This is a genomic window from Pantoea phytobeneficialis (assembly GCF_009728735.1).
Lineage (GTDB): Bacteria > Pseudomonadota > Gammaproteobacteria > Enterobacterales > Enterobacteriaceae > Pantoea > Pantoea phytobeneficialis.
The window spans coordinates 15,476-39,612 of sequence record NZ_CP024637.1; the positions used below are offsets into that span (position 1 = coordinate 15,476).

Genomic DNA, 24,137 nt, shown 5'->3' on the forward strand with positions numbered 1-24,137 from the left:
TTGAAATATCAGCCTAATCCCGCGCCGCGAGGGCTGATAATAGTCTGCGCGTAGCCGCATCTCCACCAGATAAACAACCTGCCGCCGCGCTTAGTTTTCCGTGGTGACCATAACCGGTCGCAATAATAGTTCCACCTTAAAAAACAGTGACTTCGCCTAGGGTCAACAATAATGGACGTGTTGGTGCCTGACTCCAGCACCTCAGTGGTCGCGTTATTTCCGCGCTACGCTGATGAGATAAATGTCACTTTTTTTTATAACGAAATTTTTCAGACAACAGGAAGGTGAGGCGCGGGGATAAAAGCCCTCCCTGCACCGGAGGTATCATCGTGTGGCGGCGCGATTTATTGCGCGATAAATCGCGCCGCTACATATTAACTGTTACGGTGCAGATGGCTGCTGACAAAGGCCTTACAACGTGGCGAGATCGGGTCACTGAACACCTGCTGCGGTGAGCCGGATTCTTCAATTTTACCCTGATGCAAAAACACCGCTTTATTGGAAACATCACGGGCAAAACCCATTTCATGGGTGACGATAATCATCGTACGCCCCTCTTCCGCCAGACCACGGATTACGCGCAGCACTTCACCCACCAGTTCCGGGTCCAGTGCTGAGGTGGGTTCATCGAACAGAATCGCCTTGGGCTGTTGCGCCAGGGCACGGGCAATCGCCACCCGCTGTTGCTGACCACCCGAAAGCTGCGACGGCCAGGCGTTGCGTTTCTCATACAGGCCAACTTTATGCAGCAACGCTTCGGCTTCCTCCAGCGCTTCTTTCTGGCTGCGTTTCTGCACATGGACCGGCGCTTCCATGATGTTTTGCAACACAGTTTTATGCGGCCACAGGTTGAAACTCTGGAAGACAAAACCAAGCTGCATACGCATCAATTTGATGCTGCGACGCTGCTCGCGATTCAGCTTTTCATGCGGGTTATCGATGGTGACCAACTCATCACCCACCGCAATTTCACCGCCCTGCGGCACTTCGAGGAACGGAATACAGCGCAGCAAGGTACTTTTGCCCGAGCCGCTGGCACCAATCAGCGAAATCACGTCGCCGTCCTGCGCCGTCAGACTGATGTCGTGCAGCACTTCATGGCCACCGTAACTTTTTCTGAGATGGCTCAGGGCGATAGTCGGTTTGCTCATTAACGTGCTCCAGCGTAGTAAGGGGACAAACGGCGCTCCAGCAGCGCCACACCTTTGCTCACCAGCACGGTCAGCAGCAGGTAAATAATCGCCGCGCTGAGAAACACCTCCAGCGCGCGGAACGTCTCGGAGACAATCGAATCGGCAATTCCAGTCATCTCCATCAGGCTGATGGTACTGACCAGAGAGGTCGATTTGATCATCGAGATGATTTCATTGCTATACGCCGGCAGCGCCTGACGGATGGCAATCGGCAGCGTGATGCGCCGCAGGGTGGTGAAGCGCGACATGCCGCACACCTTCGCCGCTTCCAGCGATTGCACGCTTACCGCGTTCAAACCACCGCGCAGAATTTCTGAGGTATAAGCCGCATCATTAAGAATTAACGCGATCAGGCCACACCAGTAAGGATCACGCAGCAGCGGCCAGAAAATACTTTCGCGCACCGCCGGTAAGCTGCCGAGTCCGTAGTAGATCATAAAAATCTGGATCAGCAGCGGCGTACCACGAAACAGCCAGACGTAAAAACGCGCCAGGTAACTGCCTGCTCGGTTCTGACGTAGCAGATTAAGCAGCAGCGCCAGCACGCCACCGCCAACCAGCGACAGCACGGCAAGATTGAGCGTCAGCGGTAATCCGCGCAGCAGCGCCACCAGAGTGTGCTGCAAAAAGGAAAAATCCATCAGGCCTCCTTACAACCGGGCGCGTTGTTGCCCGCGCATGGCCACTTTTTCCACATAGCGGAAGACAAAATCGGAACAGGTGGTGATGATCAGATAAATCACCGCTCCCACGCTGTAAAAGAAGAACGGCATTTGCGTTGAGTTGGAGGCGGTCGAAATCTGGTTCATGGTTTCCACCAGGCCAGTGACCGAAACCAGGGCCGACTCTTTAATCACCGATTGCCACTGATTACCCATGCCGGGCAGCGCCGTTTTCAGCGCCTGCGGCACAATCATGCGGCGAAACATCATTAAACGGCCCATACCGGTGACGGTGGCCGCTTCCAGCGTGCCTTTTGGGATGGCGTAATACGCACCGCGAAACACGCCGCTTTGATAAGCACCGGAGATCAGGCCGATAGCGATGGCCCCGGCTACAAAGCCGTTTACATCGTAGGGGCCGGGGATATCGAGGATTTCACCAAAGAAGGCCACCACCTGGCGGCCACCAAAGTAAAACAGGTAAATCACCAACAGTTCCGGCACACCGCGAAACAGCGTGATGTAACCACCCGCCAGCTTTTGTTGCCAGCGCGATCCACCAATCTGCATCCAGCACAACAGGCTGCCAAGAATTGCGCCCAGCAGCCAGGCGCAGAGAGAAACGGTCACGGTGACGGTGGCGGCATTGAGCAGCACGCCGCCCCAGCCTTCGTCACCAAACCCTAACAGTTGCCAGTCGATAGTCATAAGCGTCAGGCATTACTCCGCAGGTGCGACGTTCTCGCCGAACCACTTGATAGAAAGCTGTTTCAGGGTGCCGTCTTTGATCATCGATACCAGCGCAGCATCCAGCGCGGCTTTCAGTTCCGGGTTGTTTTTACGCAAGGCAATAGCCGAACCCTGACCCAGCACACCGCCGACAAAACCGTAGCCGGTGCTGTTTACGGTATCAGCGTGCTTTTTCACATAGGCGTTGAGGTTGGTGCGTGACGCCATTACCGCATCAACACGACCATTCAGCAGGTCAGCGAAGGTTTCCGGGCCGCCCTGATAAGTACGGATGGTGGCAACATCGGCCAGGTATTTATTCAGGAAGTCAGCCTGAATGGTGGCAACCTGCACGGCAATGGTTTTGCCTTTGAATTTCGCGCGCAGCGCGTCGATGGCTTTGGTCATACCCGCTTCATCGCCCGCCGTGACCACTTCGTTGTTACCCGGCAGGGTATCCAGCGCACTGCCCTTCAGGGTCACGAAACCTGAAACGCTCACGGTGTACTGATGGGTAAAATCCACCACCTCTTCACGCTTTGGCGTAACGGTAACCGCATCAACCACTGCGTCATATTTGCCGTCTACCAGGCCTGGGATCATGCCAGACCATTTCTGCGCCACCAGCTCATATTTAAAGCCAACGCGCTTTGCCAGCTCCGCCACCATATCCGGCTCATAACCGACAATTTTGCCGCTCGGTGTGGACTGGTTAAACGGAGGATAAGCCGCCTCAGTAGCAAATTTCAGGGTGCCGAAATCTTTCGCCTGGACCAGAGCAGAAGAGGCAAGCAGCAGCATGCCAACGGAAGCAGTAAAAAGCCCTTTACGCATCATAAAACCTCAAAGTTTGTTATTGATTGTTGGAGAGTAGATCGATGGCTAAACGGGCTAAAGCCTGAGTGCCTGCGTGAATACTGCGCTCGTCGGGCTGGTAGTCCGAGTTGTGCAGATGATCGTCGCGACCCGGTGCGCCAGAACCGATATGGATCTGGCAACCCGGCGCACGTTCGGTAAACAGCGAGAAATCCTCGGCACCGAAACTGGCACTGGGTTTCGCCACAATCGTTTTACCGAACTGGTGCGACAGAATGGTTTCCAGCTGATCAATCAACGCATCATCATTCATCAGGGGCGGCACGCCGCGCTGATAATTGACCTCGATACGCGTGTTCAGCGCCAGCGCCACCCCGGCACAAATACGTTTAAACGCCGTCTCGATATGCGCGCGCGTGGCCGGTGATTTGGCACGTACCGTGCCCTGAATCAGGCAGCTATCAGGGACGATATTATGCGTGGTACCACCGTGAATATGGCCAACGGTCAGTACCGCTGAGTTCGACGGATCGACTTCACGCGAGATGATGGTCTGCAACTGGGTAATCAGATGCACGGCAGCGATAATCGGGTCGGTCCCCATATGCGGGCGTGCCGCATGGGTAGAGACGCCGTGCACTACCAAATCAAACTCATCGCTGGATGCCGTGCTGGCCCCGCGCGTCAGACCGATTTCACCGGCCGCCAGCTCAGGTTTGTTGTGCAGCGTCACCGCCAGATCGATGCCATCGGCAGCACCGTCAGCAATCATCGCTTCCGCGCCACTTTCCGGCGTCTCTTCGGCGGGTTGAAAAATCAGGCGTACAGTGCCATGCAACTGGTGGCGGTAATGCGGCAGGATCGCCGCCACGCCCAACATGGTTGCGGTATGAATATCGTGCCCGCAGGCGTGCATTTTACCGGGATAGTTGCTGCTGAAGGGCAATCCGGTTTGTTCGTGAATCGGCAACGCGTCCATATCGGCGCGCAGCAGCAAGGTCTTACCGGGATACTCACCTTTGATATCCACCATCACACCGGTTTTGCCGACGCCGGTTTGTGGCGTCAGGCCCAGTGCCAGCAGTTCCTGCTCAACAATTTTTGCGGTGCGGATGGTATCGAAACCCAGTTCCGGGTGGGCGTGAATATCACGGCGGATAGCGATGAGATGCGCTTCGAGGCTTTCGCTTCTGGCGCTGATTTCCCGAGCCAACGTGGCTTTATGGTCTGTCATAAGTGCGGTGTTCTTTTCTCAGGCTTACGCCCGGCCTTTATGGCATTTTTATGAAGAAAGTCTCTGTATTTATTCACAGCCCCTGGCAGAATGCAACGCGCAATCTCGCGGGTTACTTGCTGAATTTTCGTGATATTTTGCTAATCCCCTGCGAAGGCAGGATAAAAAACCGCGTCAGGCAAATGAACCAGTTATAACATTCATAACTGGCCCGGAATCATCAGCATTTCTGATTTTGTTACTGAACAAAAAAAACCCATCGCAATCGGACCCGCTCGGCCACTCATTTCACGCTCTATCGACGGTGGCGTGACGCGCGGCGTGTAAAATCCATGCCACACTGCTGGCGAGCCTGAGAGCGCCATCCCTGGGTTCAACCGCGTGATACGCGGGGACGACCGACTTTCCGGCTGGCGATTTCAGCCTGAAATTCGCAAAAAGCGTTGCGGTGTATCGCCGAGTAAACGGCGGAACATGGAGATAAAGGCGCTGGGGCTTTGATAGCCAAGCTGACTGGCAATGCGTAACACCGGCTGGCCCTGCGCCAGTTGGACCAACGCTTCCGACAAACGCAACTGCTGTCGCCATTGGGTAAAGGTGATACCGGTTTGATCGCGGAACAACCGCGCGAGAGTCCGTGAACTGGCGCCAACACGACTGCCCCACTCCTCCAGCGTGTCACTGCTGGCCGGGCTTTGCAGTAGCTGCTGGCAAATGTTCATCAGGCGACGATCCGCGGGTAACGGTAATACACACACCGGACCCTCCGGGGCGCGGCGCAATTCATCCAGTAGCAACGGCGTTACCAGTTCAACACGCTGTAGATCGGGATGTGGCTGCAACCCAATCTCCACCAGCGTCTGCATCAACGCCTGGAGTAGCGGCGAAATCATCATGCTGTGCGCTTCCGGCCAAAAGGCGCGTGCCACTACCGGTTCCAGATACAAACTCAGACTGCGAATATCGCTTAACGCCGTCAGCGCATGAGGAACCGTGCCCGGCAGCCACAACGCCCTGCCAGGCGTTAAGGTCCAGGATGCGGTGTGCGTCTGTACCCGCATCACACCCTGTAAACACAACACCAGTTGTGCCACTTCATGCGCATGCCAGCGCTCCTCACGTCCCGCGTGATAATGCATTTCCCGTGTGGTCAATAACGGTAGCGCCGGGGAATCGTCAGCTAACCGTGGTTTGTTCAATACCATCTCACCCAATCCTGTCAGATTGCCGATTGCTGTCTGCTCTGCGTCATTCCGGTGTGTGATCTCGCAAAGCCGCCAGCGGGGCGCTATGAAATAAAATAGGAATGATTATCATTTGTATCACTATTTTAGGGTATTGGACTATATCGGGGATTAATTTAATGCGTCATCGCACTTTTCAGCGCACACCGCTGAGCGCAATGCTGCTGATTCTGTTTAGCAGCGCACCTGCATGGGCCGCAGATAACAATAATACGCACGACACCACGCTGACCGTCACCGCCAATAATAATGTCGATAGCGATGGCGGCGATGCCGATAGCTGGAACCAGGTGGCGAAGAAAGCCGATTCTGTCACCAAAAGCAGCCGTCCGTTAATCGAAACGCCGCAAAGTATTTCGGTGATCACCCAGGCGCAGATGGCCTCACAAGGTGCGTTGAACGTGGCGCAGGCGTTGCGCTACAACAGCGGGATCGGCTCAGAGGGCGGCGGTGCGGATTATCGTTTTGATGACATCACCATTCGCGGCTTTTCAGCCGATGAGTTTCTCGATGGCCTGCGCTTGCCTACGGTGACGTACTGGTCGCGTCCGAATTTCGATACTTTCCTGCTGGATCGCGTCGAAGTGGTCAAAGGCCCGGACTCCGTCACCTTTGGTCAGGCCAGTCCTGGCGGTGTGGTCAATATGGTAAGCAAGCGCCCCACCGCCGAACCGATCCACCAGATTTTTGTCAGTACCGGCAGCCATAATCTGTTTGAAACCGGGTTAGATCTCTCAGGCGCACTGGATAATGATGAACATTGGTTAGGACGCATTACCGGAACCTGGTCACGCAGCGATACTCAGGTCGATTACACCAAATACAAGCACTATGACATCGCCCCGGCGCTGACCTGGCAGCCCAATGATGACACGCGGCTAACGCTGCTTTCCCAATTCCGCAAAGACCCTTACACCGGTTTTTACAACCAAATGCCGCTGGAAGGCAGCCTGATCCACCTGGCACAGGGGAATTTCTCCGACAACTTCTACGGCGGTCAGCCCGGTTTTGATTACTACCGCCGTGAGCAGGCCAGTGTTGGCTACGACTTTATGCACAAATTCGATGACACCTGGAGCGTGCATCAGAATCTGCGTTATCTGCATACCAGCAGCGATTATCAGATGGTCTATCCCACCGGCACCAACGTCGATGGATCGGCCACCGTCAGCCGCGACAGTATGCGCATCATCGAGTCCTTTAACGCCTTTGATGTTGATACCAATGTGCAGGGCAACCTCTACACCGGCCCGGTTAATCATGCCGTCACGCTGGGGATGGATTATGTACATGACGATCTGCGACAAAACAGCGGCTACGGTACTGCGTCCGATATCAGCTATCTCAACCCGGATTACAGTACTCCGGTGGCCAGCCCATCGATTGACTACCACAACCGTTCCTTTATGACCCAGCTTGGTTTCTACGTGCAGGACAGCATGAAGTGGAACCACTGGATCCTGAACCTCGGTGGCCGTTATGACCAGGCGCAGAGTCGGGCGCAGAACTGGAACACCGGAACCCGCACCGAGTTGAACGACTATGCAACCACCGGTCGTGCCGGACTGATGTACCATTTTGATAACGGTATCGCCCCCTATATCAGCTACGGTACGTCGTTCCAGCCACAGTCGGGCACCACTTACGGCGGGGACCCCTTCAAACCGACCAAAGGCAAACAGTCGGAAGTGGGTATCAAGTATCAGCCGAATGGCTTTAATGCGTTGTTCAGCGCTGCGCTTTACGACCTGCGTCAGACCAATGTACTGACTGCTGATCCGGATCACGTCAACTACTCGGTGCAGACCGGTGAGATTCGTTCGCAGGGCTTCGAGCTGGAAGGCAAAGCCAATATTACTTCGCGCTGGCTGGTGAATGCGTCATATGCATTGACCAACCCGAAAGTGATCTCAGCAAACGATGATACCGAAGGCAAACAGCCGGTGGCGATTGCGCGCCAGACCGCCAGTCTGTGGACCGAGTACGCGTTACCCGGCATCTTCGATGGCATCACCCTCGGCGGCGGTGCCCGCTATGTTGGCACCAACTACGCGACCACCGACAACAGCCTGAAAGTCCCGGCCAGAACCATCTACGATGCGATGATGCGTTATCGCTGGCAGGAGTGGCAGTTGGCGCTGAATCTGCAAAACCTGACGGATAAACAGTACATCAGCAACTGTAACGATCTTGGTTGCCACTTTGGCCTGCGCCGCCAGTTGATCGCCACGGTGAGTTATCAGTGGTAATCCGTCGTCGGCAACTGATCCAGGGCGCGCTGGCAAGCGCTGCCCTGCTTTCATATCCACTGCGGGCCGCCAACGCGCCCCGCTGGGTGATCCTCGATTGGGGATTAACCGAAATGGCGCTACTGCTGGGTATCACACCGGTGGGGGTTGCGGCGACCGACTGGTATCGCCGCCTGTTTAGCCAGCCAACATTGCCGCCACAGGTGGTCGATGTCGGCCTGCTATTTCAGCCCAACTATGAAACCTTGTTTGAGTTGCGCCCCACTCAGTTGCTGGTGACGCCCGCGCACCGCATGGCTGAAGCGCAGTTATCGCGTATCGCCCCGCTGCATTACTTTGCGACTTACAGCCCACATCCCTGGCAACAGGCGCAGCAAAATCTGCACGCATTAGCCGAGCTGGCAGGGGATCCTGGTCGGGCGGATCGCGTGATGGCCCCCCTGCTGGCACGTCTTGATCAGGCGCGTCAGCGCGCCGCGCATTTTCAGCCTCGCCCCCTCTATCTGCTGCATCCGCTGGATACCCTGCATGTGCTGGCGTTCGGACCGGGCAGTTTGTTCAATGACATGCTGGCGTTGCTGGGCCTGGGTCATCACGTCCCGTTTGCCGTAGGTGCGCAGGGCGTGGCAACGCTGGAACTGGAGCAACTGGCGCAAATGCCACCTGGCTGGCTGGTGCTGCTGCCGTCCTGGCCGGAAGTGGATCTTAGCCCGATGCTGACCTCTCCGTTGTGGCATACCCTGATGCGTGGCGGCCATCAGAGAGTGGTTCTGCCAGATGGGCTATCGACGGAAGGCGGCGTACTCACGGCGGTGCGTTTTGCCGAAACGCTGGTGAACGCGCTACAGGAAGCCCACGCATGACAGGACGACATCCAGGCTGGCTCTGTGGTTTGCTGTTTGCCGTCGCGCTGGCCCTCAGCCTGCACCAAAGCCATCAACAACTGACGTGGTCAGCCGCCTGGCAAGCGCTACAGGGCAATGCACAACTCAGCCTTGCACAACAGATCTTCAGCCAGATGTGGCTACCGCGCCAGGGCATGGCGTGGCTGTGCGGACTGGCGCTCGGCTTTACCGGCGTGGTGATGCAACAAGCATTACGTAACCCACTGGCCGAACCGATGACGTTAGGTATCGCCTCCGGGGCCACCCTGGCATTGTCGCTGGCCGCGCTGGTTGGTCCGTCATGGTTGCTGGCCGGGCGTGAATGGGTGGCGTTCAGCGGTGCGCTGCTCGCCTTTGCCGTGGTGTTTCTGCTGAGTTTGCGCCAGGGTTTCACCCCCCTGGCGCTGACGCTGGCGGGTATGCTGGTCAATCTCTATTGCGGATCGGTCAATCTGCTGTTGTCAGTGATTTATGACCGTTCGCTGGCCGCCGTATTTATCTGGGGGGGTGGCACGCTGGCGCAGGAAAACGCCAGCCAGCTAGCGTGGTTACTGCCAAGGGTCGTGATAGCCGCGCTGCCAGTATGCTTTATTCTGCGCCCGCTGCGGCTGTTGACACTGAATGAACAGGTGAGCCGCTCCATTGGTCTGCCTGCCGGCATCGTGCGCGGCGTGGCGTTGTTGTCGGCGTTAGTGATCAGCAGCCTGGTCATCAGTGTGGTGGGTGTGATTGGTTTTATTGGCCTCGCCGCCCCCCATCTTGCCGTGCTGGCCGGGGCAAAAACTTTACGACAAAAACTGATCTGGTCACCGTTGCTGGCCGCCGGTCTGCTGTGGTTAACCGATCAGGGCGTTAGCCGTCTTAACGGTATTGGCGGCCTCCTGTTGCCCACCGGGATGATGACGGCGCTGGCGGGTGGCCCGTTGCTGTTGTGGTTTTTACCCCGTCTGCGCCATATTTTCCAACCCGATGTCAGTGAACCACACCAGCCCCCCTATCCTGGCGCTCGCTATACGCTGCTGCCGGTCGCGCTGCTCTTTTTTCTGATGCTGGCGGTGTCGCTCGATTTTGCCCGTGGTATTCACGGCTGGCACTGGAGTTCCCTTAACGAACTGCGGGCGATGCTACCGTTCCGCCTGCCACGTCTGCTGGCGGCGATCTCCGCCGGGATGTTGCTGGCGGCAGCAGGCGTGATTATTCAGCGCATCAGCCGCAACCCGATGGCCAGCCCGGAACTGTTGGGGATTGGCGCGGGTGCTGCGCTCGGAATCACCGTGCAGTTGCTGCTGTGGCCGCTGGGTGGCGTCGTCGCCATGCTGGCAAGCAGTGCGGTGGGTGCATTACTGACGCTGGCGCTGACCTTGTGGCAGGCGCGCCACTACGCGCTGAATCCACAACGGATGTTATTGAGCGGGTTGGCGATCACGGCGTTGTTCCAGTCAGTCGCAGCGGTGGTACTGAGTAATAACGGCATGGCAGCCGCGATGTTGCGCCAACTGATGACCGGTTCAACCTACTATGTTAACGCCAGTACCGCGGGTATTGCGCTGGTGCTGGCACTGCTGTTGCTGGCGCTGACGCCGTTGCTGAGGCGGGCTTTACTGTTGTTACCCTTGAGCAGCGTGTCCCCCTCGCTGGGGCTTGATGTGACGCAGGCGCGCCTGCTGTTGATGGTGTTGGCGGCCGCCATGACCGGCGTCGCAACCTTAATCGTCGGCCCGCTGTCGTTTATTGGCCTGCTCGGCCCACAACTGGCACGGCAACTGGGCGCGCGCCGACCGCTCCAACAACTGACGCTGGCAGTGCTGATCGCGGCAGTGTTAATGATGCTGGCTGACTGGGCAGGCAATAATCTTTTGTATCCACGACAAATTCCGGCCGGACTGATGGCAACGTTGATTGGTGGCCCGTGGCTGGCGCTGCTGCTATGGCGTCCGCTGAATAGTACAAACTCATAGGAGATGAGGTGGCGATTTACCTGATGTTACTGCGCACCACCGGTGCGCTGTTTTTTCTCGCGCTCGGTTGTAGCGTGGTGGGCGGTTTAAGCAATGCCGGACTACTGGCGCTGATCAATCAGGGACTCAACGCCAGCGATGCGCAACGTTTACAGCTGGCGTGGCAATTTGCCCTGCTGGCGTTACTGATGCTTGGTACCCGCACCCTGAGTCAGTCGCTGTTTATGGCAATGGGGCAGCGTAGCAAAGCACAGTTGCGCCGGATGCTGGTGCAGCAGGTGGCCGATGCACGCTACGCCGATCTGGAGACACACGGCATGCCGCGCGCGCTCAGTATCCTGACGCAGGATCTCGATCAGGTGGTGGTGTTTTTTGTCTCGCTGCCCGCGTTCATTATGTCGCTGGCGGTGATTGTCGGCTGCATGGCGTATTTGGGCTATCTGTCGCTGCCGGTGATGGCGATTGCTATCGTGACCGTATTTATCGGCTCGCTGGGTTACAGTTGGGTGCATCGCCGCGCTCTGCAACTGATGCGTCAGTCACGCCAGCGCGAAGAAACCCTGACTGGCGATGTTAACGCGCTGTTCAGCGGAGCCAAAGAACTGCGCCTGCACGCCGCACGCAAACAAGCGTTTCTGCACAACCGCTTGTTTACCACCATTGAACAGGTACGCGTCGAGCGCACACGCGGTTATGTGTTGTACTCGCTGGCGAACATCTGGGCCAGTGTGTTCTTTTTTGCTTTTATCGGCGTGGTGATGTTTTTGCTGGCGCAGGTGCTGGATCTGCGTGGCGCAGTGCTTTCGGGTTTCGCGATGGTGTTTCTTTATATGATTGTGCCGATTGAGAGCACCCTCTCCACTTTGCCAAGCCTGACGCTGACCCAGGTTGCCCTGAAACGCATCAATACCATGCAGCAGCAACTGCCGCCGGAGCAAACTCACTTCGACACACCACCGTCGACCTTTCACACGCTGGCGCTGCGCGACCTGATCTATCATCACGGCACACCAAACGGCTTTCAGGTTGGGCCGATTTCATTGCAATTCACCCCCGGCGAGCTTGTATATCTCACCGGGGGCAACGGTAGCGGCAAAACGACCCTCGCCCGGCTTATCACCGGCCTGTATCAACCTGATGGCGGCGCGTTGCTGCTCGACAATGTCGCCGTCACCGACGCCAACCGCGCGCGCTATCGCCAGTTGTTCTCGGCGGTGTTTAACGATTTTCATCTGTTTGATGATTTACAGGGGATTGCGACTGCGCGCTGGAATGACGAGGCGCAGCAATTGCTGACGGCCTTGCAGCTACAGCACAAGGTCACACTGGAAAACGGCGTGTTTTCCACGCTGGCGCTTTCCACCGGACAGCGCAAACGGCTGGCGCTGCTGGTGGCATGGCTGGAAGATCGTCCGTTCTATCTGTTTGACGAGTGGGCCGCCGATCAGGACCCGGCGTTTCGCGAGGTGTTTTATCATCAACTGTTGCCCGCGCTTAAAGCCCGCGGCAAGACGGTGCTGGTGATCACCCATGACGATCGCTATTTTCACCTCGCCGATCGCTGCCTGAAACTGGAACTGGGCCAATTGATTAACGCTTAAGGCGCTCCCCTGCCTTTTCGCTCGCCGCACGACGGCGGGCGATGAACGCGGCCATCTGCTGTTGGGCCTGTGTCAGCCTTTCCGCTGAAGCGCTGCGCGGTGAACCGCTATCGAAAGGCGGTGCGGGGTCGTATTCCATCTGCAACTGAATAGCCTCCGCCGCATCACGTCCCAGGAGTTCCTCAGCCACCGTCAGCGCAAAATCGATGCCCGAGGTGACACCCGCACCGGTAATACGGTTGCGGTCACGCACCACTCGCTCTTGCACCGGCGTTGCGCCAAACAAACTGAGCTGATCAATCGATCCCCAATGTGAAGTGGCGCGATAGCCCTGCAACAACCCTGCCGCCCCTAACACCAGCGACCCGGTACAAACCGACGTGACCCACTGCGCGTTTTCCGCCACACGACGCACAAAGGCCAACGTCTCTTCATCGTCCATCAGGGCAATCTGGCCCGGCCCGCCGGGGATACAGATCAGATCCAGCGGTGGGCAATCCGCGAAGGTGGTCGTCGGCAACATAGTCAGACCACGGTCAGACATCACGGGCTGACGGTCTTTCCATACCAGATAGTTGCTGACGCCTGGCATACGGGCAAACACTTCCCACGGACCAGTCAGATCAAGTTGCGTCAGTTCCGGGAAAAGCAGCAGACCAATATTGAAGGGGGTGGACATTGCCATGAGCGACTCCAGGGAGGGAATTATCGACTTATCATGGACTTGTTTGGGGAAAGTTGCATCCTGATTCGTAGCGGCGCGATTTATCGCGCGTTGTTTAAACAGCGCGATAAATCGCGCCGCTACGCAATACACGTTAATTCAGTACCGGTTTCGCCATCGGTTGGGCCGGGCGTTCTGCCAGCGCAAACAGCTCATCAACCCGCGCTTTCTCTTTTGCATCCACCGGCACCAGCACACCGCAGGCGACAAACACCAGCAGGTTACCCGCCAGGCCAACAATGCCGCTGGTAAGTGAGCCAAGCACCGGGATGTCATCCGGGAAAAACACCGTCAGCACGATCGCAATAATGATGCCGGTCATCATCCCCAGCAGCGCGCCCTGCTTGTTGCCAAAGCGACTGAAGATACCGAAGAACAGCGGCACCGCCAGTTGGATGATCCCCTGATAGGAGATCTGCGCCAGCAACTGCAAACGCGAGTAGTTAAAGGTGAAATAAGCCAGCAGCGCTGCCGCTGCAATAAACACCACCATGCCGGACTTCGCCAGTACCGTCAGTTGACGATCGCTGCGCGGCTTATTCCAGGTAGCAAGATCGTTGGCAAATTGCGTACCGCACACCTGCACACAACCATCAACATGGCCGATACTCGCCGCCAGCACAATCACCAGCGCCAGTGCCAGCAACCACGGACCGCCCTGATCAAACAACGCCGTGAAGAAACCGTTCTGCGGATTGGCCTGCACATTGGGATCCTGGCTCACCGCCGTAGCGAACAACATCAGAATGGCGTAGAAACCGCCCACCAGCAGGATTGTCAGCAATGTCCCCTTCTTTACCGCACGAATACCGCTGGCGGTGTAAATGCGCTGGAAACTCATTGGCCAACACATCGAACCAACCACACCGGTAAAAATCAGGCTGAACATATACCAGGGGCCGTAATGGGAGCCTTCTGCACCCGGAATCTGCAACATCGCAGGCGGCAGTGACGATAGCTGACCAAAGCTGTGATCACCGCTGAACAGCAGTACTACGCAAACCAGCGCACCGAGGCCATAGGCGATAATCCCCTGATACATGTCGGTCATAATCAAACCACGCATACCCATGCTGACGGTCCAGTACTGACGCACCAGGATCAGCAGCACGCCGGCGATCAGACAGGTGGTCACGCCCCAGCGGCCAAAGCTGGCGAACTCCACCAACAGCGCCAGTGCCTGAATTCCCATCACCACCCACGGGAAGACACAAATGATGCCGATAATTGACGCCACTCGTTTCACCGCCGGGCTGTTGTAGCGCATACCCAGCAGGTCGGGCTGCGTGGTCAAATTAAAGTGTTGCCCCCACTTCCAGGCACGCCGCGCCATCAGGTACATCGCGGTGACGCCGAGCGTTGAGTAAACCGCGCCATAGAAGCCAATCACGCCGCTGACCGACAGCGCAAAAAACGCGGTAAAGGTTGCGCCCGGCCACCAGGAGTTGGTGTAGCTCATGGCGATGTACCAGGGACCGTAAGAGCGTCCACCCACTGCATAATCGGAAAACGAGGTGCTTTTACGGTTCGTGGTATACAGGACAGCAATCATGATCGCCAGAAATAAACCGATCATGCCAAAGGTAATTAAATAATGTGGTTCTGCGGTGCTAATTTTCATGATACTTCCTCATCCGCGGGAATTTCGCCAAAAGCACATTCAGCGAGATACATCACCCATAATCCGACGCCAAGAAATACCGCAATAGAAAGCCAGTAGATAATTGGCAACGGAACGCCAAGAAATAACGCACCGCTTCCGCTGACGCTTAAATATAACGGTGGACAAAGCGCCAGAAGTAATAACGCCAGCAGATAGATGGCAAAGATTTTATTTTTGATGCTTATGCGGGCACGCAACTGTTGTGCCATGATCATGGTACTCATAATCCCCTCCGAAATTTACAATGACGGTGTGCGCACTCCTTTACCTGCTGTCAGACAGCCTTCCCCTGTGGTGTTAAAAAATAAATAAGATGATTACAGTGCGCGCAACCAATTTTCCCAGTCGGGATGGTTTAATACGCTACGGGCGCGCAACTCTTTCCAGCGGCCATATTTAGAAAAATCGAAATCAATATCCGCGACCTGATGCTGAATAATTGCCCAGGTTGACCACTTCATATCGGCAAGATATTTATGGATTTGCACGCGAGCAAATATCGCGCCATCCACCCTACCAAAATAATCCTCCAGCAATTCAAGCTCAATTTGTGGCGTAAAGAACATCTCACCGAACCATAATGCCAGTTCATAACAACGATCGTTATTCGAGGCATATTCAAAATCGACCAGCCGAATATCATTGCTGGCATTGAGCATAAAATTGCCCGCCAGAGTGTCATTCATACAGGGCACGCGATCAATACCCGCCGCTTCCAACGCCTGTTGTGCACGTTGTGCCTGTTTATGCAGCCACACCGCATCGGCAGAGAATGGCGCATTCAGGGCGCGCACCTGTTCGATATGTTCGTTCAACATAGCAAACACCGTTTTGTCCTCGGTGAGCAGCGGCTGATCGTTAAAACTCTTCAACGCGTGCAGCGCCCGATGGCGAACCGCCTGCTGTTGAAAGTCGAGATTGGAGGAGGCACGCCAGCCGTCGATAAACTCAAAAACCTCGACCCCCAGCTCGCGCAGATAAGCGACCACCGGCACGCCGTAACCGGTTTGTGCCGCTTTCAGGCTGGCTTCATGTGCCGTGTCGCGGTTAATAAAACGTTCCGTGCCTTCGCCGGGAATTTTGACGAAATAAGCACAGGGCGCACCTTCCACCGCAACATGCCAGTTGGCGTTGGAAATCCCGCCGCTTACCGGACGATAGTGGATGGTTTTATTCTGCCAGCCTGACATCGCGGCGATCGCCTGTTCCAGACGCTGTTCCTGCCAACTGACGGCTTGTCCGGGTTGTTTACTCATGCTGTCTGCTCCGCTGTCAGGGTTAACCAACGTTCGAATCGGGGATCGCGTGCGCTCTGGCGACAGCGCAATAACATCCACTGACCCAGCTTGGCAAATTCCAGCCCACGCAGGCTGGTATGGCCGTTCAGCATGCCCCACAGCGTCCAGTGATAATCATCCACCAGCGCATACAGGCGGCAGCGCGCCACATCGGCTTCGCGGCATTCACCACGCCAGCTACGGATGGCATCGCGCCAGCGGTCATCGGTTGGCAACTGTTCATGGATTAAGGTGGCGATATCGTGCCAGGCATCACCCTGCGCCGCGTAATCGAAGTCCAGCAGACGCCACTCCCCCTGGCTGTTCACCATCCAGTTGCTGGCGATCGGATCGCCGTGAATCAATACCGGGGTAAAAGCCGATGCATTTAACGCCTGCCAGGCGAGATCCACGCACTCGCCCAGCCACACCATCTCCTCCGGCAGTACCACTTGTGCCTGCTGAAGTTGCTGGCGCAGGGCCAGCATGTCCTGTTGACGCGAGTGCTGAGGCAGCGGCAATGCCGCTTCATGCAAACGATCCAGGGTACGGGTCAGCGCACCAAACTGTCTCGGATCGCTGAAGTGCGCCAGCTTCGCCCAGCGAAAATCATCATCCAGCGCCGCAAAAATCAGGACGCCCGCCGCCTCATCGGCATGGCACAGCACCGGAGCAATCCCCAGCTCACCGGCCTGACGGCTGATTTCTGCGCTGCGGTGTACGTCGAGCAATGCGCGTTGGTCATCACATAACACCTTGGCATAGAAACGTTGACCGGCGCTCTCCAGCCAGAACCCCGTCCACTCGGTCGCCAGACGATGGGGGGAAGCGACACCAGCGGTGCCGGGCTGAATAATGAAGCGCTGGCCGGGCTGCCATTGCTGCAACACCTGTTCTAAACGCGCGTTCATGCCGTCTCCTCCAGAAGCAGATCACTCAACAACGCCATCAGCAAATCCAGGCCACGGTGGAGATCTTCAGTGGCGGTGAATTCACGCTCGTTATGCGATAAGCCACCCACGCTCGGCACAAACAACAAGGCGCTTGGGCAGTGATAACTCAGGCTGATGGCATCATGCCCCGCCACGCTGCGCAGCGGTATGGCGCTCAGGCCGATGCGCTCCGCCAGGTGCAGGGCGCGTTGTGCCAGCAAGCTATCCAACTGCTGGCGGGGACGGAACTGCGCCCGATCCAGGCTGACATCGGTCGCCGTTGCCAGAGCAATCGATTGCATCTGCTGGCTGAAACTGGCGCGCAACTGATGCAGTAACGCCTCGTCGGCGGAGCGAAATTCGATCCAGACCGTTGCTTCGGAGGTGACCACGTTGGGCGAATTGGGGGTGGTGGCAAGACGCCCCACCGAGGTATGCAGCACCTCGCCGTGACGATCTGCTTCCGCCCGCACCGCTACGATAGTCTGGGCCGCCGCCAGCAACGCATCGCGCCGACGGCTCATCAACGCCGGACCGGTATGGTTCTGCTCACCGCGAAACGTCACCTGCCATTTCAGCGCCGCCCAGGTTTCGGTCACCACGCCAATTTGCTTACGTTGCTGTTCCAGGTGCGGGCCTTGTTCCACATGCAGCTCAAGATAGGCGCGCAACGGCAACGGGGGTAACGCCGTGCCGCGATAACCAATCGCCTGTAATGCCGCATCCAGCGTGAAGCCATCGGCGTCGGTGCAGGCCAGTGCCTCATCCAGCGTCACCGCGCCGGTGAAAAATGAACTACCAATCAGGCTGGGCTGGAAACGTGCGCCCTCTTCATTGGTCCAGTTGACCACCGCCAGGTTGTATTGCGCCGGTTCGTTCTGCTCACGCAGTTGTCGCGCCAGCGACACGAGGGTGGCTGCCGCCGCAGTGACACCGTAGGCACCATCGAAGCGACCACCGAGCGGTTGGCTGTCGAGATGCGAGCCGCACAGCAACCAGGGAGCCCCCGGCCGCAAGGTGATCAGGCCAAAAATATTACCGATTTCATCAATCTTTACGTCAAAACCCTGCCGGGTCAGCCAGGTGCAAAAGGCATCACGCACCTGTTGATCTTCGGCGCTGGCTGTCAGGCGGTGCAGACCACCCGCCGCCGTGGCACCAATGCGGCTGCTGAGTTCAAACAGCGCATCAAATGCCTGATAGTCGCGTGGCGTCATCCGCAGCGTTGCCGGGATGGAGGATGTTGACATGTGCGTTCTCCAGACTTGCTACAAAAGCTGCCGGTGGCGGCACGTTGGTCACTAAGGTGTCCACCGCGCTGAACGGCAACGTGTTAATAAAAGTGCGCAGTCCAAATTTGCCTTCATCCGCCAGAATCACGCTCTGGCGGCAGTGCGTGCTCAGCACGCGCCGTAATAGCGCCTCCGGTTCTTCGTAGTCCATAAAGCCATTTTCCCGGTCCACCGCACCGATCCCCATAAAGGCGATGTCGTAATGGAACTGCCGGGCAAAATCCAGCGTATGGGGACCGATAAGTGCGTTATCGTTTCGCCTGACGCGCCCTGGTGTTAGCGTCACAGCGTTTTCGCTCTGCTGCGTCAGCAGCGTGGCAATATCCAGTGAATTGGTGACAATCTTCAGCCGCGAGAAGCGCGTCAGTTGCTGTGCCAGTGCCAGCGTAGAGGTGCCGGTATCAAGAAACAGCGCCATACCCTCCTCCACCAGCTCACTTGCCAACTGCCCCATGCGCAGTTTGGCGCGCGGTTTGATACGGCTGCGAATTTGCAGCGGCTGTTCCTCGCTTGGCACCGGCAAAATCGCCCCACCGTGCACCCGGCGCAGCACGCCCTGCTCCTCCAGATACTTCAAATCGCGGCGGATGGTCTCTTCCGATACCACAAACTTCTGCGCCAGTTCAGTGACGCGCACCCGTTTGTCGTGGCTCAATACCCGTTTGATCTCATCGAGTCGCGGCTGGTTAATCATACTTACCCTTCTGTTTCTGCGGCGAAAACCGCAGTATACCCGTCCCCTGCCTCTGCCTTGCGCGATAAATCGCGCCGCTACAAAAGATCGCGCGTTATGGTCGCGGCGCGATTTATCGCGCGACGTTTATAATTTGGGCTGATGCTGATCCCACGGCATTAACGCTTCCAGCGCGGCACAGAACTGCAACACCTCCCCTTCGGCATAACGACGACCGATCACCTGTAACCCTACTGGCAAGCCTTCCGGGGTAAATCCGCACGGCACCGTGGCGGCCGGATTGCCGCTCAGGTTGAACGGCCAGGTAAAGGGCGTCCAGCGCGCCCACTCGACACCGCTGTCGCCATCCGCCTGGCCTTCAGGAACGTGACGATCGGCAGCAAACGGCAGCACCGGCAGCGTCGGGGTGATCAGCAAATCCACTTCGTCAAAGAGCGCATGCACCTGACCGGCAAAGGCGGCGCGCTGTTTTTGCGCAGCCAGGTAATCCGCCAGTTCAATCCGTTGTGCGCGTTCAATCAGCGCGGCAAAACCGGGGTCCAGCTGATGATGTTGGTGTTGCAGGGCCGCGCCATACGCCACCCCTCGCCCACCGCTCCACAACGTGTCAAAGGTGGCAAACGGGCTTTGCCAGCTCAGCGCTTTGGCCGTCAGCGTCACGGGCAGCGCGTGTGCCATGTGTTCAACCGCCTGCTCAACACAGGCGGCGATGCGATCATCCACCGGCGTATTGAATAAGGTCGGGCTGTAATGCACGCGCAGACGGGGCAGTGGCGCATCACACCTTGCCAGCCAGCTTTCCGTTTTGGCAGGCAGCGCCTGGTGATCTCGCGCATCCGGGCCGGAAAGCAAGTCAAACAGCAACGCGCTGTCGCGCACCGTGCGGGTCATCGGCCCGGCATGGCTGAGCATCTCGGTGGCTGACCACGGCCAGGTGGGGATTCGCCCCAACGAGGCTTTGAGCGCAAAAATGCCACAAAATGCGCCGGGAATGCGTACCGATCCTCCACCATCCGATCCCAGTGCGGCTGGCACCATCCGCGCCGCCACGCTGATCGCCGACCCGGAACTGGAGCCGCCGCTGGTCAATGTGGGATCCCACGGATTGCGGCCGTGACCAAACACGCGCGAATAACTGGAACCGGTCCAGCCGAATTCAGTGGTGGCGGTTTTGCCAATAATGATCGCCCCTGCCGCTTTGAGGCGCGCAATAATCGGCGCATCGCTGTCCGGTACGTTATCCAGCGCCGTCAGCGAACCTTTTGTGGTACGTAATCCGGCAGTGGCAAACAGGTCTTTAATGCCAAACGGTACACCGTGCAACGGACCGCGCAATTTTCCTTGCTGCCGCTCACGGTCACAGATTTCCGCTTCCGCCAGCGCCTGCTGGTCATAAACATCGCCAAATGCATTCAATGTGGGATTGTGGGTTTTTATCTGACGTAAACAACCTTCCACCAATGCCACGCTGCTGCTTTTACCCTGACTAATCTGCGCCGCAGCGGTCAACAAATCCGGCATATCCTGCATATTTCACACTCTTCACGGCTGACTAACTGTTGAGCAGATAGTGGCATAGTCGCAGCAGGATGCAAGACCGAATTATGTTGTTAATGTGGGATATGTTGTATTTATTGTGGGTAAGTAATAAGAAAGCGTGATGACGGGAAACAGCAGGAAATGTTATTCAGGTGACGGTTAGCTGTATGTTTCGCTGGCGAGAAGGCAGCGACCGGGACAGATGTCAGCCAGCCTGTTGCCAGGTGGATAATTGCGCGGAGTATGCGGCGACACGCAAATCGCCGCTTTACCGTGCACAGTGATAACAAAATCGTTTGATGGCCGATCACAACCAACCCGAACGTTTAAGTCGCCACCACATAAAACCACATATCGTCAGGGTGACGCCCAGTGCCACCGGATAACCAAAATGGGTATGTAACTCCGGCATATCGGCGAAATTCATGCCGTACATGCTGAAAATGATGGTGGGGACAATCAATACCGCGCCCCAGCCCGCCAACTTTTTGTTCACTTCACTCTGCTGCACCGACACCAGCGCCAGATTCACCTGCATGGCGCTGGTCAGCATTTCGCGCATATCTTCAGCATCGATCATGACATGGTGCGCATGGTCCTGCACATCACGCAGGTAGGCACGCAGATTTTTGGGCACCAGATCTTCATGGAAGCGCACCAGTTGCGGGCAGATTTCGGTCACCGGCATCGCCGCATTGCGCAGCGACAGCAGTTCGCGTCGCAGGTGGTAAACCTCCTCCAGCGTATCGCGGTGAAAACGGGTGCTGAACATCTCATCTTCCATCGCGCTGATGCGCTGGCTCAGGCTGGCGGTGATTTTGCTGTAGTTATCTACGATACAGTCCAGGATGCAGTACATCGCATACGCCGGACCTTCGCTCATCATCGCCTGGTTTTTTTCCGCACGCGCCCGGATACCACCGTAACCATCAGTCGAACCATGTCGCACGGTGATCAGGAAATTTTTACCGAGGAAGAAGTGCGTTTCACCGAAGCTGATCCGTTGCTGAGCATCCAGGTGGGCCGTTTTGACCACCACAAATACCGATTCGCCGTATTGTTCAATCTTCGGACGCTGATGCGCCACCAGCGCGTCCTCAATCGCCAGTTCATGCAGACTGAACTCCTGTTGCAGAGTCTGCATAAAGGCCGCATCGGGCTGGTATAAACCCAGCCAGACAAAGGTGTTGTCTTCTTTCAGCACCTCACTGATGTCACTGATATCGACATTTTCTTCACGCTGTCCGTGGCGGTAGACCACGCAGTTAATCACCATCTTTTTCAGATCCTTCCAGGGCTGACGTCCTGTAATCATAGTCTTAAAGCTCCCGCACCATCTCAACACAGGGCAACGCCGCCCCCGCCAACGCCGAATGATAAAGGCTTTCCCTTACGATGCTGAAGCCATGACGTTGATAAAAGCCACAGGCGTTAGGGGTCGCCGCCAGCGTCAATTGGCTGAATCCACGCTGCCGTGCTTCCATCATCAGGGTCTGCATAATGGCGCTGGCGTAACCTTTACCGTTGCACACCGGCAAGGTGAAAATCGCCTCCACGCTACCGCCAGTCAGATCGAGAAAACCGGTCGCCGCCACACCGTAATCGGGGTCGTCCACCACATAGAAGGGATTACCGCGTACGGCCTCGAAGTATCCCTCTGGCAGAGCATCGGGTGTCCATGCGGTGATCACCTCTGCGGGATAAACCGACTGGCAACCGTGACGGATGGCAAGATTTCGAATCCGCCACAACGCGGCGGTTTCATCGGTGCGGGCTAAACGAGGTGTCATGGTGTCTCCTGGTGTGCCTATAATCGAAAACCGCTATCAGGAAGATGAACGAGGCCATCCTATGCAACTGTTGTCATCGCGATTGTTTTTGCGCCCGGTTGAAGCGCGCGACCTGCATACGCTGTTCGCCATCTATGGTGATCCCGGCACGCAAATGTTTAATCCTGCCGGCCCCTTTCCTGATCTCGCTTTTACCGAAGAAGTGTTAACACGCTGGCTGGCGCACTGGCAATGCTATCCGTTTGGCAACTGGGCGATTTGCCTGCGCGAGCGATCCGACGAGGTACTGGGATTTGGTGGTTTAACGGTGCGGGAGTTTGCTGGCAGGCCGGTAAACAATTTGGGCTACCGGCTGGCAAAAACAGCGTGGGGTAACGGTTACGCCACCGAGTTTGCCCGTACGGTGATTGCTTATGGCTTTGATCACTGCCAGCTGCCGGTGATTGATGCTGCGGTGCGGGAAGATCATCTCGCCTCGCAACAGGTGCTGGAGAAGGCGGGTTTGCGCTGTTATGACCGGGTTGAAGATATACCGGGCGCACCCGCCAGTCTGGTTTATGAGTTACGTGCGCAGAGCTGGCGCGATCAGGGCACACCGAGATAACGCAGGATCGCCGTCATCAGCGCCGCACCGATGATCACCACAATCAACGGGGCTTTGCGCCAGGCGAGGAACACCGCAAACAACACCCCGGCGATTCGCGCGACACCAGCAAAATGCGTACCTTCAAACAGCGCGGTGGTGACCGCTACCGCCAGCAGCAACACGGTGGCGGCATCGGATAACATGCTGCGCGCCCGCTCTGACATCTGCATACGACTACCGAGACGAAAACCGGCGAAGCGGATCAGGTAAGTTCCGGTTGCCAGCAGCGCAATCCCCGCAATGACTAATCCATTTTCCATTATTTACGCTCCCTCCAGCTCAGCAAACCTAACAACGAAAACAGCACCGGCATACCGGCAGGGACAAACGGGGTTGCCAGCACCGAAAGCAACGCACCGAGCGATGCCGGGATACGGGTGCGGCGCTGGCGCAGGGCCGGGAAAATCAATGCGATCAGGATGGCAGGAAACACCGCATCCAGACCGATCACCGAGACATCCGGGATAAAACGCCCAATCACCGCGCCGCTGATCACGCTGAGCGGCCAAATCGCGAAGATACCCAGGCCACAAATCCAGTAGGCCGCGCGACGCTGCGCCAGTTTGGGTTGCGAGATGCCAAAGACCACGCTTTCATCATTCATGATGTGGCAGCCAAACAACGCCCGCCCACCCTGTCCAACCAAATCCTTAACCGCAATGCCAAACGGCAGATGACGGGCATTGACCAATAAACCCGCTGCGGCGGCGGTAAACGGACTGCCGCCACCGGCAACAATCCCGATGAACAGAAATTCGGATGCGCCAGCCAGCACCAGGGTAGACAGCGCCATTGGCACCCACAACGGGAAACCATCTGCCACCGCCAGTGAACCATAAGAAAGTCCGACGATACCGTCAGCCAGACAGACGAGGAATATCGCTTTTATTACCCCTTTATCCAGAGGCACTGCTCCCAGACGCATAACAAAATCATCTCATATCGAACAAGAAAGCCGTTATAATGAACGGCTCGATACCGTTTTACAAGATGAACGTTTGTTCGCTATA

General features: G+C 56.9%; 23 protein-coding genes. 5 read left to right on the forward strand and 18 right to left on the reverse strand.

All coding sequences use genetic code 11. The annotated features are described in order from the left end of the window. Positions 1-374 precede the first annotated feature (374 nt). The 6 genes from CTZ24_RS20270 to CTZ24_RS20295 form a co-directional block, all read right to left on the reverse strand. Positions 375-1,151 (reverse strand): ABC transporter ATP-binding protein, encoded by a 777-nt coding sequence (locus CTZ24_RS20270; protein WP_208726004.1) that lies wholly within the window; start codon positions 1,149-1,151, stop codon positions 375-377. Further along, positions 1,151-1,834 (reverse strand): ABC transporter permease, encoded by a 684-nt coding sequence (locus CTZ24_RS20275; RefSeq protein ID WP_208726005.1) that lies wholly within the window; start codon positions 1,832-1,834, stop codon positions 1,151-1,153. The genes CTZ24_RS20270 and CTZ24_RS20275 overlap by 1 nt, the downstream gene beginning before the upstream one ends. Positions 1,835-1,843: 9 nt before the next feature. Then, on the reverse strand, positions 1,844-2,563 hold the full coding sequence (locus tag CTZ24_RS20280; RefSeq protein ID WP_208726006.1) for an ABC transporter permease: 720 nt from the start codon (positions 2,561-2,563) through the stop codon (positions 1,844-1,846). A gap of 12 nt (positions 2,564-2,575) precedes the next feature. Next, positions 2,576-3,421 (reverse strand): transporter substrate-binding domain-containing protein, encoded by an 846-nt coding sequence (locus CTZ24_RS20285; RefSeq protein ID WP_208726007.1) that lies wholly within the window; start codon positions 3,419-3,421, stop codon positions 2,576-2,578. Between the two features lie 16 nt (positions 3,422-3,437). Continuing rightward, the gene (locus CTZ24_RS20290) at positions 3,438-4,634 is read right to left on the reverse strand and encodes a M20 metallopeptidase family protein (protein WP_208726008.1); all 1,197 of its coding nucleotides are present in this window, start codon (positions 4,632-4,634) and stop codon (positions 3,438-3,440) included. A 419-nt stretch (positions 4,635-5,053) separates the two neighbouring features. Next, entirely contained in the window at positions 5,054-5,839 is a 786-nt protein-coding gene (locus CTZ24_RS20295) for an AraC family transcriptional regulator (RefSeq protein WP_208726009.1), read from the reverse strand. A gap of 158 nt (positions 5,840-5,997) precedes the next feature. Between CTZ24_RS20295 and CTZ24_RS20300 the strand changes: the two genes are divergently transcribed. Genes CTZ24_RS20300 through CTZ24_RS20315 form a run of 4 tightly spaced genes read left to right on the forward strand, consistent with a single transcriptional unit; the run spans position 5,998 to position 12,570 of the window. After that, positions 5,998-8,127 (forward strand): TonB-dependent siderophore receptor, encoded by a 2,130-nt coding sequence (locus CTZ24_RS20300; RefSeq protein ID WP_208726010.1) that lies wholly within the window; start codon positions 5,998-6,000, stop codon positions 8,125-8,127. Then, a complete protein-coding gene (locus tag CTZ24_RS20305) occupies positions 8,121-8,990 on the forward strand; it encodes an ABC transporter substrate-binding protein (RefSeq protein ID WP_208726011.1) in 870 nt (289 codons plus the stop codon). Before CTZ24_RS20300 ends, CTZ24_RS20305 begins: the two co-directional genes overlap by 7 nt. After that, entirely contained in the window at positions 8,987-10,969 is a 1,983-nt protein-coding gene (gene fhuB / locus CTZ24_RS20310) for a Fe(3+)-hydroxamate ABC transporter permease FhuB (protein WP_208726012.1), read from the forward strand. Before CTZ24_RS20305 ends, fhuB begins: the two co-directional genes overlap by 4 nt. Positions 10,970-10,977: 8 nt before the next feature. Beyond that, entirely contained in the window at positions 10,978-12,570 is a 1,593-nt protein-coding gene (locus CTZ24_RS20315) for a cyclic peptide export ABC transporter (RefSeq protein WP_208726013.1), read from the forward strand. Here CTZ24_RS20315 and CTZ24_RS20320 read toward each other — a convergent pair. From CTZ24_RS20320 to CTZ24_RS20365, 10 genes are all read right to left on the reverse strand, one after another. Continuing rightward, positions 12,560-13,249: a DJ-1/PfpI family protein gene (locus CTZ24_RS20320; RefSeq protein ID WP_208726555.1), complete on the reverse strand. Its 690-nt coding sequence runs from the start codon at positions 13,247-13,249 to the stop codon at positions 12,560-12,562. The genes CTZ24_RS20315 and CTZ24_RS20320 overlap by 11 nt on opposite strands. A gap of 139 nt (positions 13,250-13,388) precedes the next feature. Beyond that, entirely contained in the window at positions 13,389-14,915 is a 1,527-nt protein-coding gene (locus CTZ24_RS20325; RefSeq protein WP_208726014.1) for a sodium:solute symporter family protein, read from the reverse strand. Continuing rightward, the gene (locus tag CTZ24_RS20330; RefSeq protein WP_437180281.1) at positions 14,912-15,172 is read right to left on the reverse strand and encodes a hypothetical protein; all 261 of its coding nucleotides are present in this window, start codon (positions 15,170-15,172) and stop codon (positions 14,912-14,914) included. Before CTZ24_RS20330 ends, CTZ24_RS20325 begins: the two co-directional genes overlap by 4 nt. A gap of 102 nt (positions 15,173-15,274) precedes the next feature. Continuing rightward, positions 15,275-16,213 carry a choline kinase family protein gene (locus CTZ24_RS20335; protein WP_208726016.1) on the reverse strand — a complete coding sequence of 313 codons (939 nt, stop codon included), beginning with the start codon at positions 16,211-16,213 and terminating at the stop codon, positions 15,275-15,277. Continuing rightward, entirely contained in the window at positions 16,210-17,145 is a 936-nt protein-coding gene (locus CTZ24_RS20340; RefSeq protein WP_208726017.1) for a phosphotransferase, read from the reverse strand. The genes CTZ24_RS20335 and CTZ24_RS20340 overlap by 4 nt, the downstream gene beginning before the upstream one ends. Beyond that, on the reverse strand, positions 17,142-18,416 hold the full coding sequence (locus CTZ24_RS20345) for a Zn-dependent hydrolase (protein WP_208726018.1): 1,275 nt from the start codon (positions 18,414-18,416) through the stop codon (positions 17,142-17,144). The genes CTZ24_RS20340 and CTZ24_RS20345 overlap by 4 nt, the downstream gene beginning before the upstream one ends. Continuing rightward, positions 18,355-19,152: a DeoR/GlpR family DNA-binding transcription regulator gene (locus CTZ24_RS20350; RefSeq protein WP_208726019.1), complete on the reverse strand. Its 798-nt coding sequence runs from the start codon at positions 19,150-19,152 to the stop codon at positions 18,355-18,357. Before CTZ24_RS20350 ends, CTZ24_RS20345 begins: the two co-directional genes overlap by 62 nt. Positions 19,153-19,278: 126 nt before the next feature. Then, the gene (locus CTZ24_RS20355) at positions 19,279-20,673 is read right to left on the reverse strand and encodes an amidase (RefSeq protein ID WP_208726557.1); all 1,395 of its coding nucleotides are present in this window, start codon (positions 20,671-20,673) and stop codon (positions 19,279-19,281) included. 325 nt (positions 20,674-20,998) lie between these two features. Next, complete coding sequence (gene corA, locus CTZ24_RS20360) at positions 20,999-21,967, reverse strand: magnesium/cobalt transporter CorA (RefSeq protein WP_208726558.1); 969 nt, start codon at positions 21,965-21,967, stop codon at positions 20,999-21,001. A gap of 43 nt (positions 21,968-22,010) precedes the next feature. Then, positions 22,011-22,481, reverse strand: a complete 471-nt coding sequence (locus CTZ24_RS20365) for a GNAT family N-acetyltransferase (RefSeq protein ID WP_208726020.1) — start codon at positions 22,479-22,481, stop codon at positions 22,011-22,013. Between the two features lie 61 nt (positions 22,482-22,542). Here CTZ24_RS20365 and CTZ24_RS20370 point away from each other — a divergent pair, with 61 nt between their 5' ends. Further along, positions 22,543-23,085: a GNAT family N-acetyltransferase gene (locus tag CTZ24_RS20370; protein ID WP_208726560.1), complete on the forward strand. Its 543-nt coding sequence runs from the start codon at positions 22,543-22,545 to the stop codon at positions 23,083-23,085. On the opposite strand, the gene CTZ24_RS20375 is transcribed toward CTZ24_RS20370, so the two are convergent. Next, the gene (locus CTZ24_RS20375; protein ID WP_013511191.1) at positions 23,067-23,387 is read right to left on the reverse strand and encodes an AzlD domain-containing protein; all 321 of its coding nucleotides are present in this window, start codon (positions 23,385-23,387) and stop codon (positions 23,067-23,069) included. The two genes, CTZ24_RS20370 and CTZ24_RS20375, sit on opposite strands and share 19 nt — an antisense overlap. Next, positions 23,387-24,052, reverse strand: coding sequence for an AzlC family ABC transporter permease (locus CTZ24_RS20380; RefSeq protein WP_208726021.1), 666 nt, complete (start codon positions 24,050-24,052; stop codon positions 23,387-23,389). Before CTZ24_RS20380 ends, CTZ24_RS20375 begins: the two co-directional genes overlap by 1 nt. Positions 24,053-24,137: the final 85 nt, after the last annotated feature.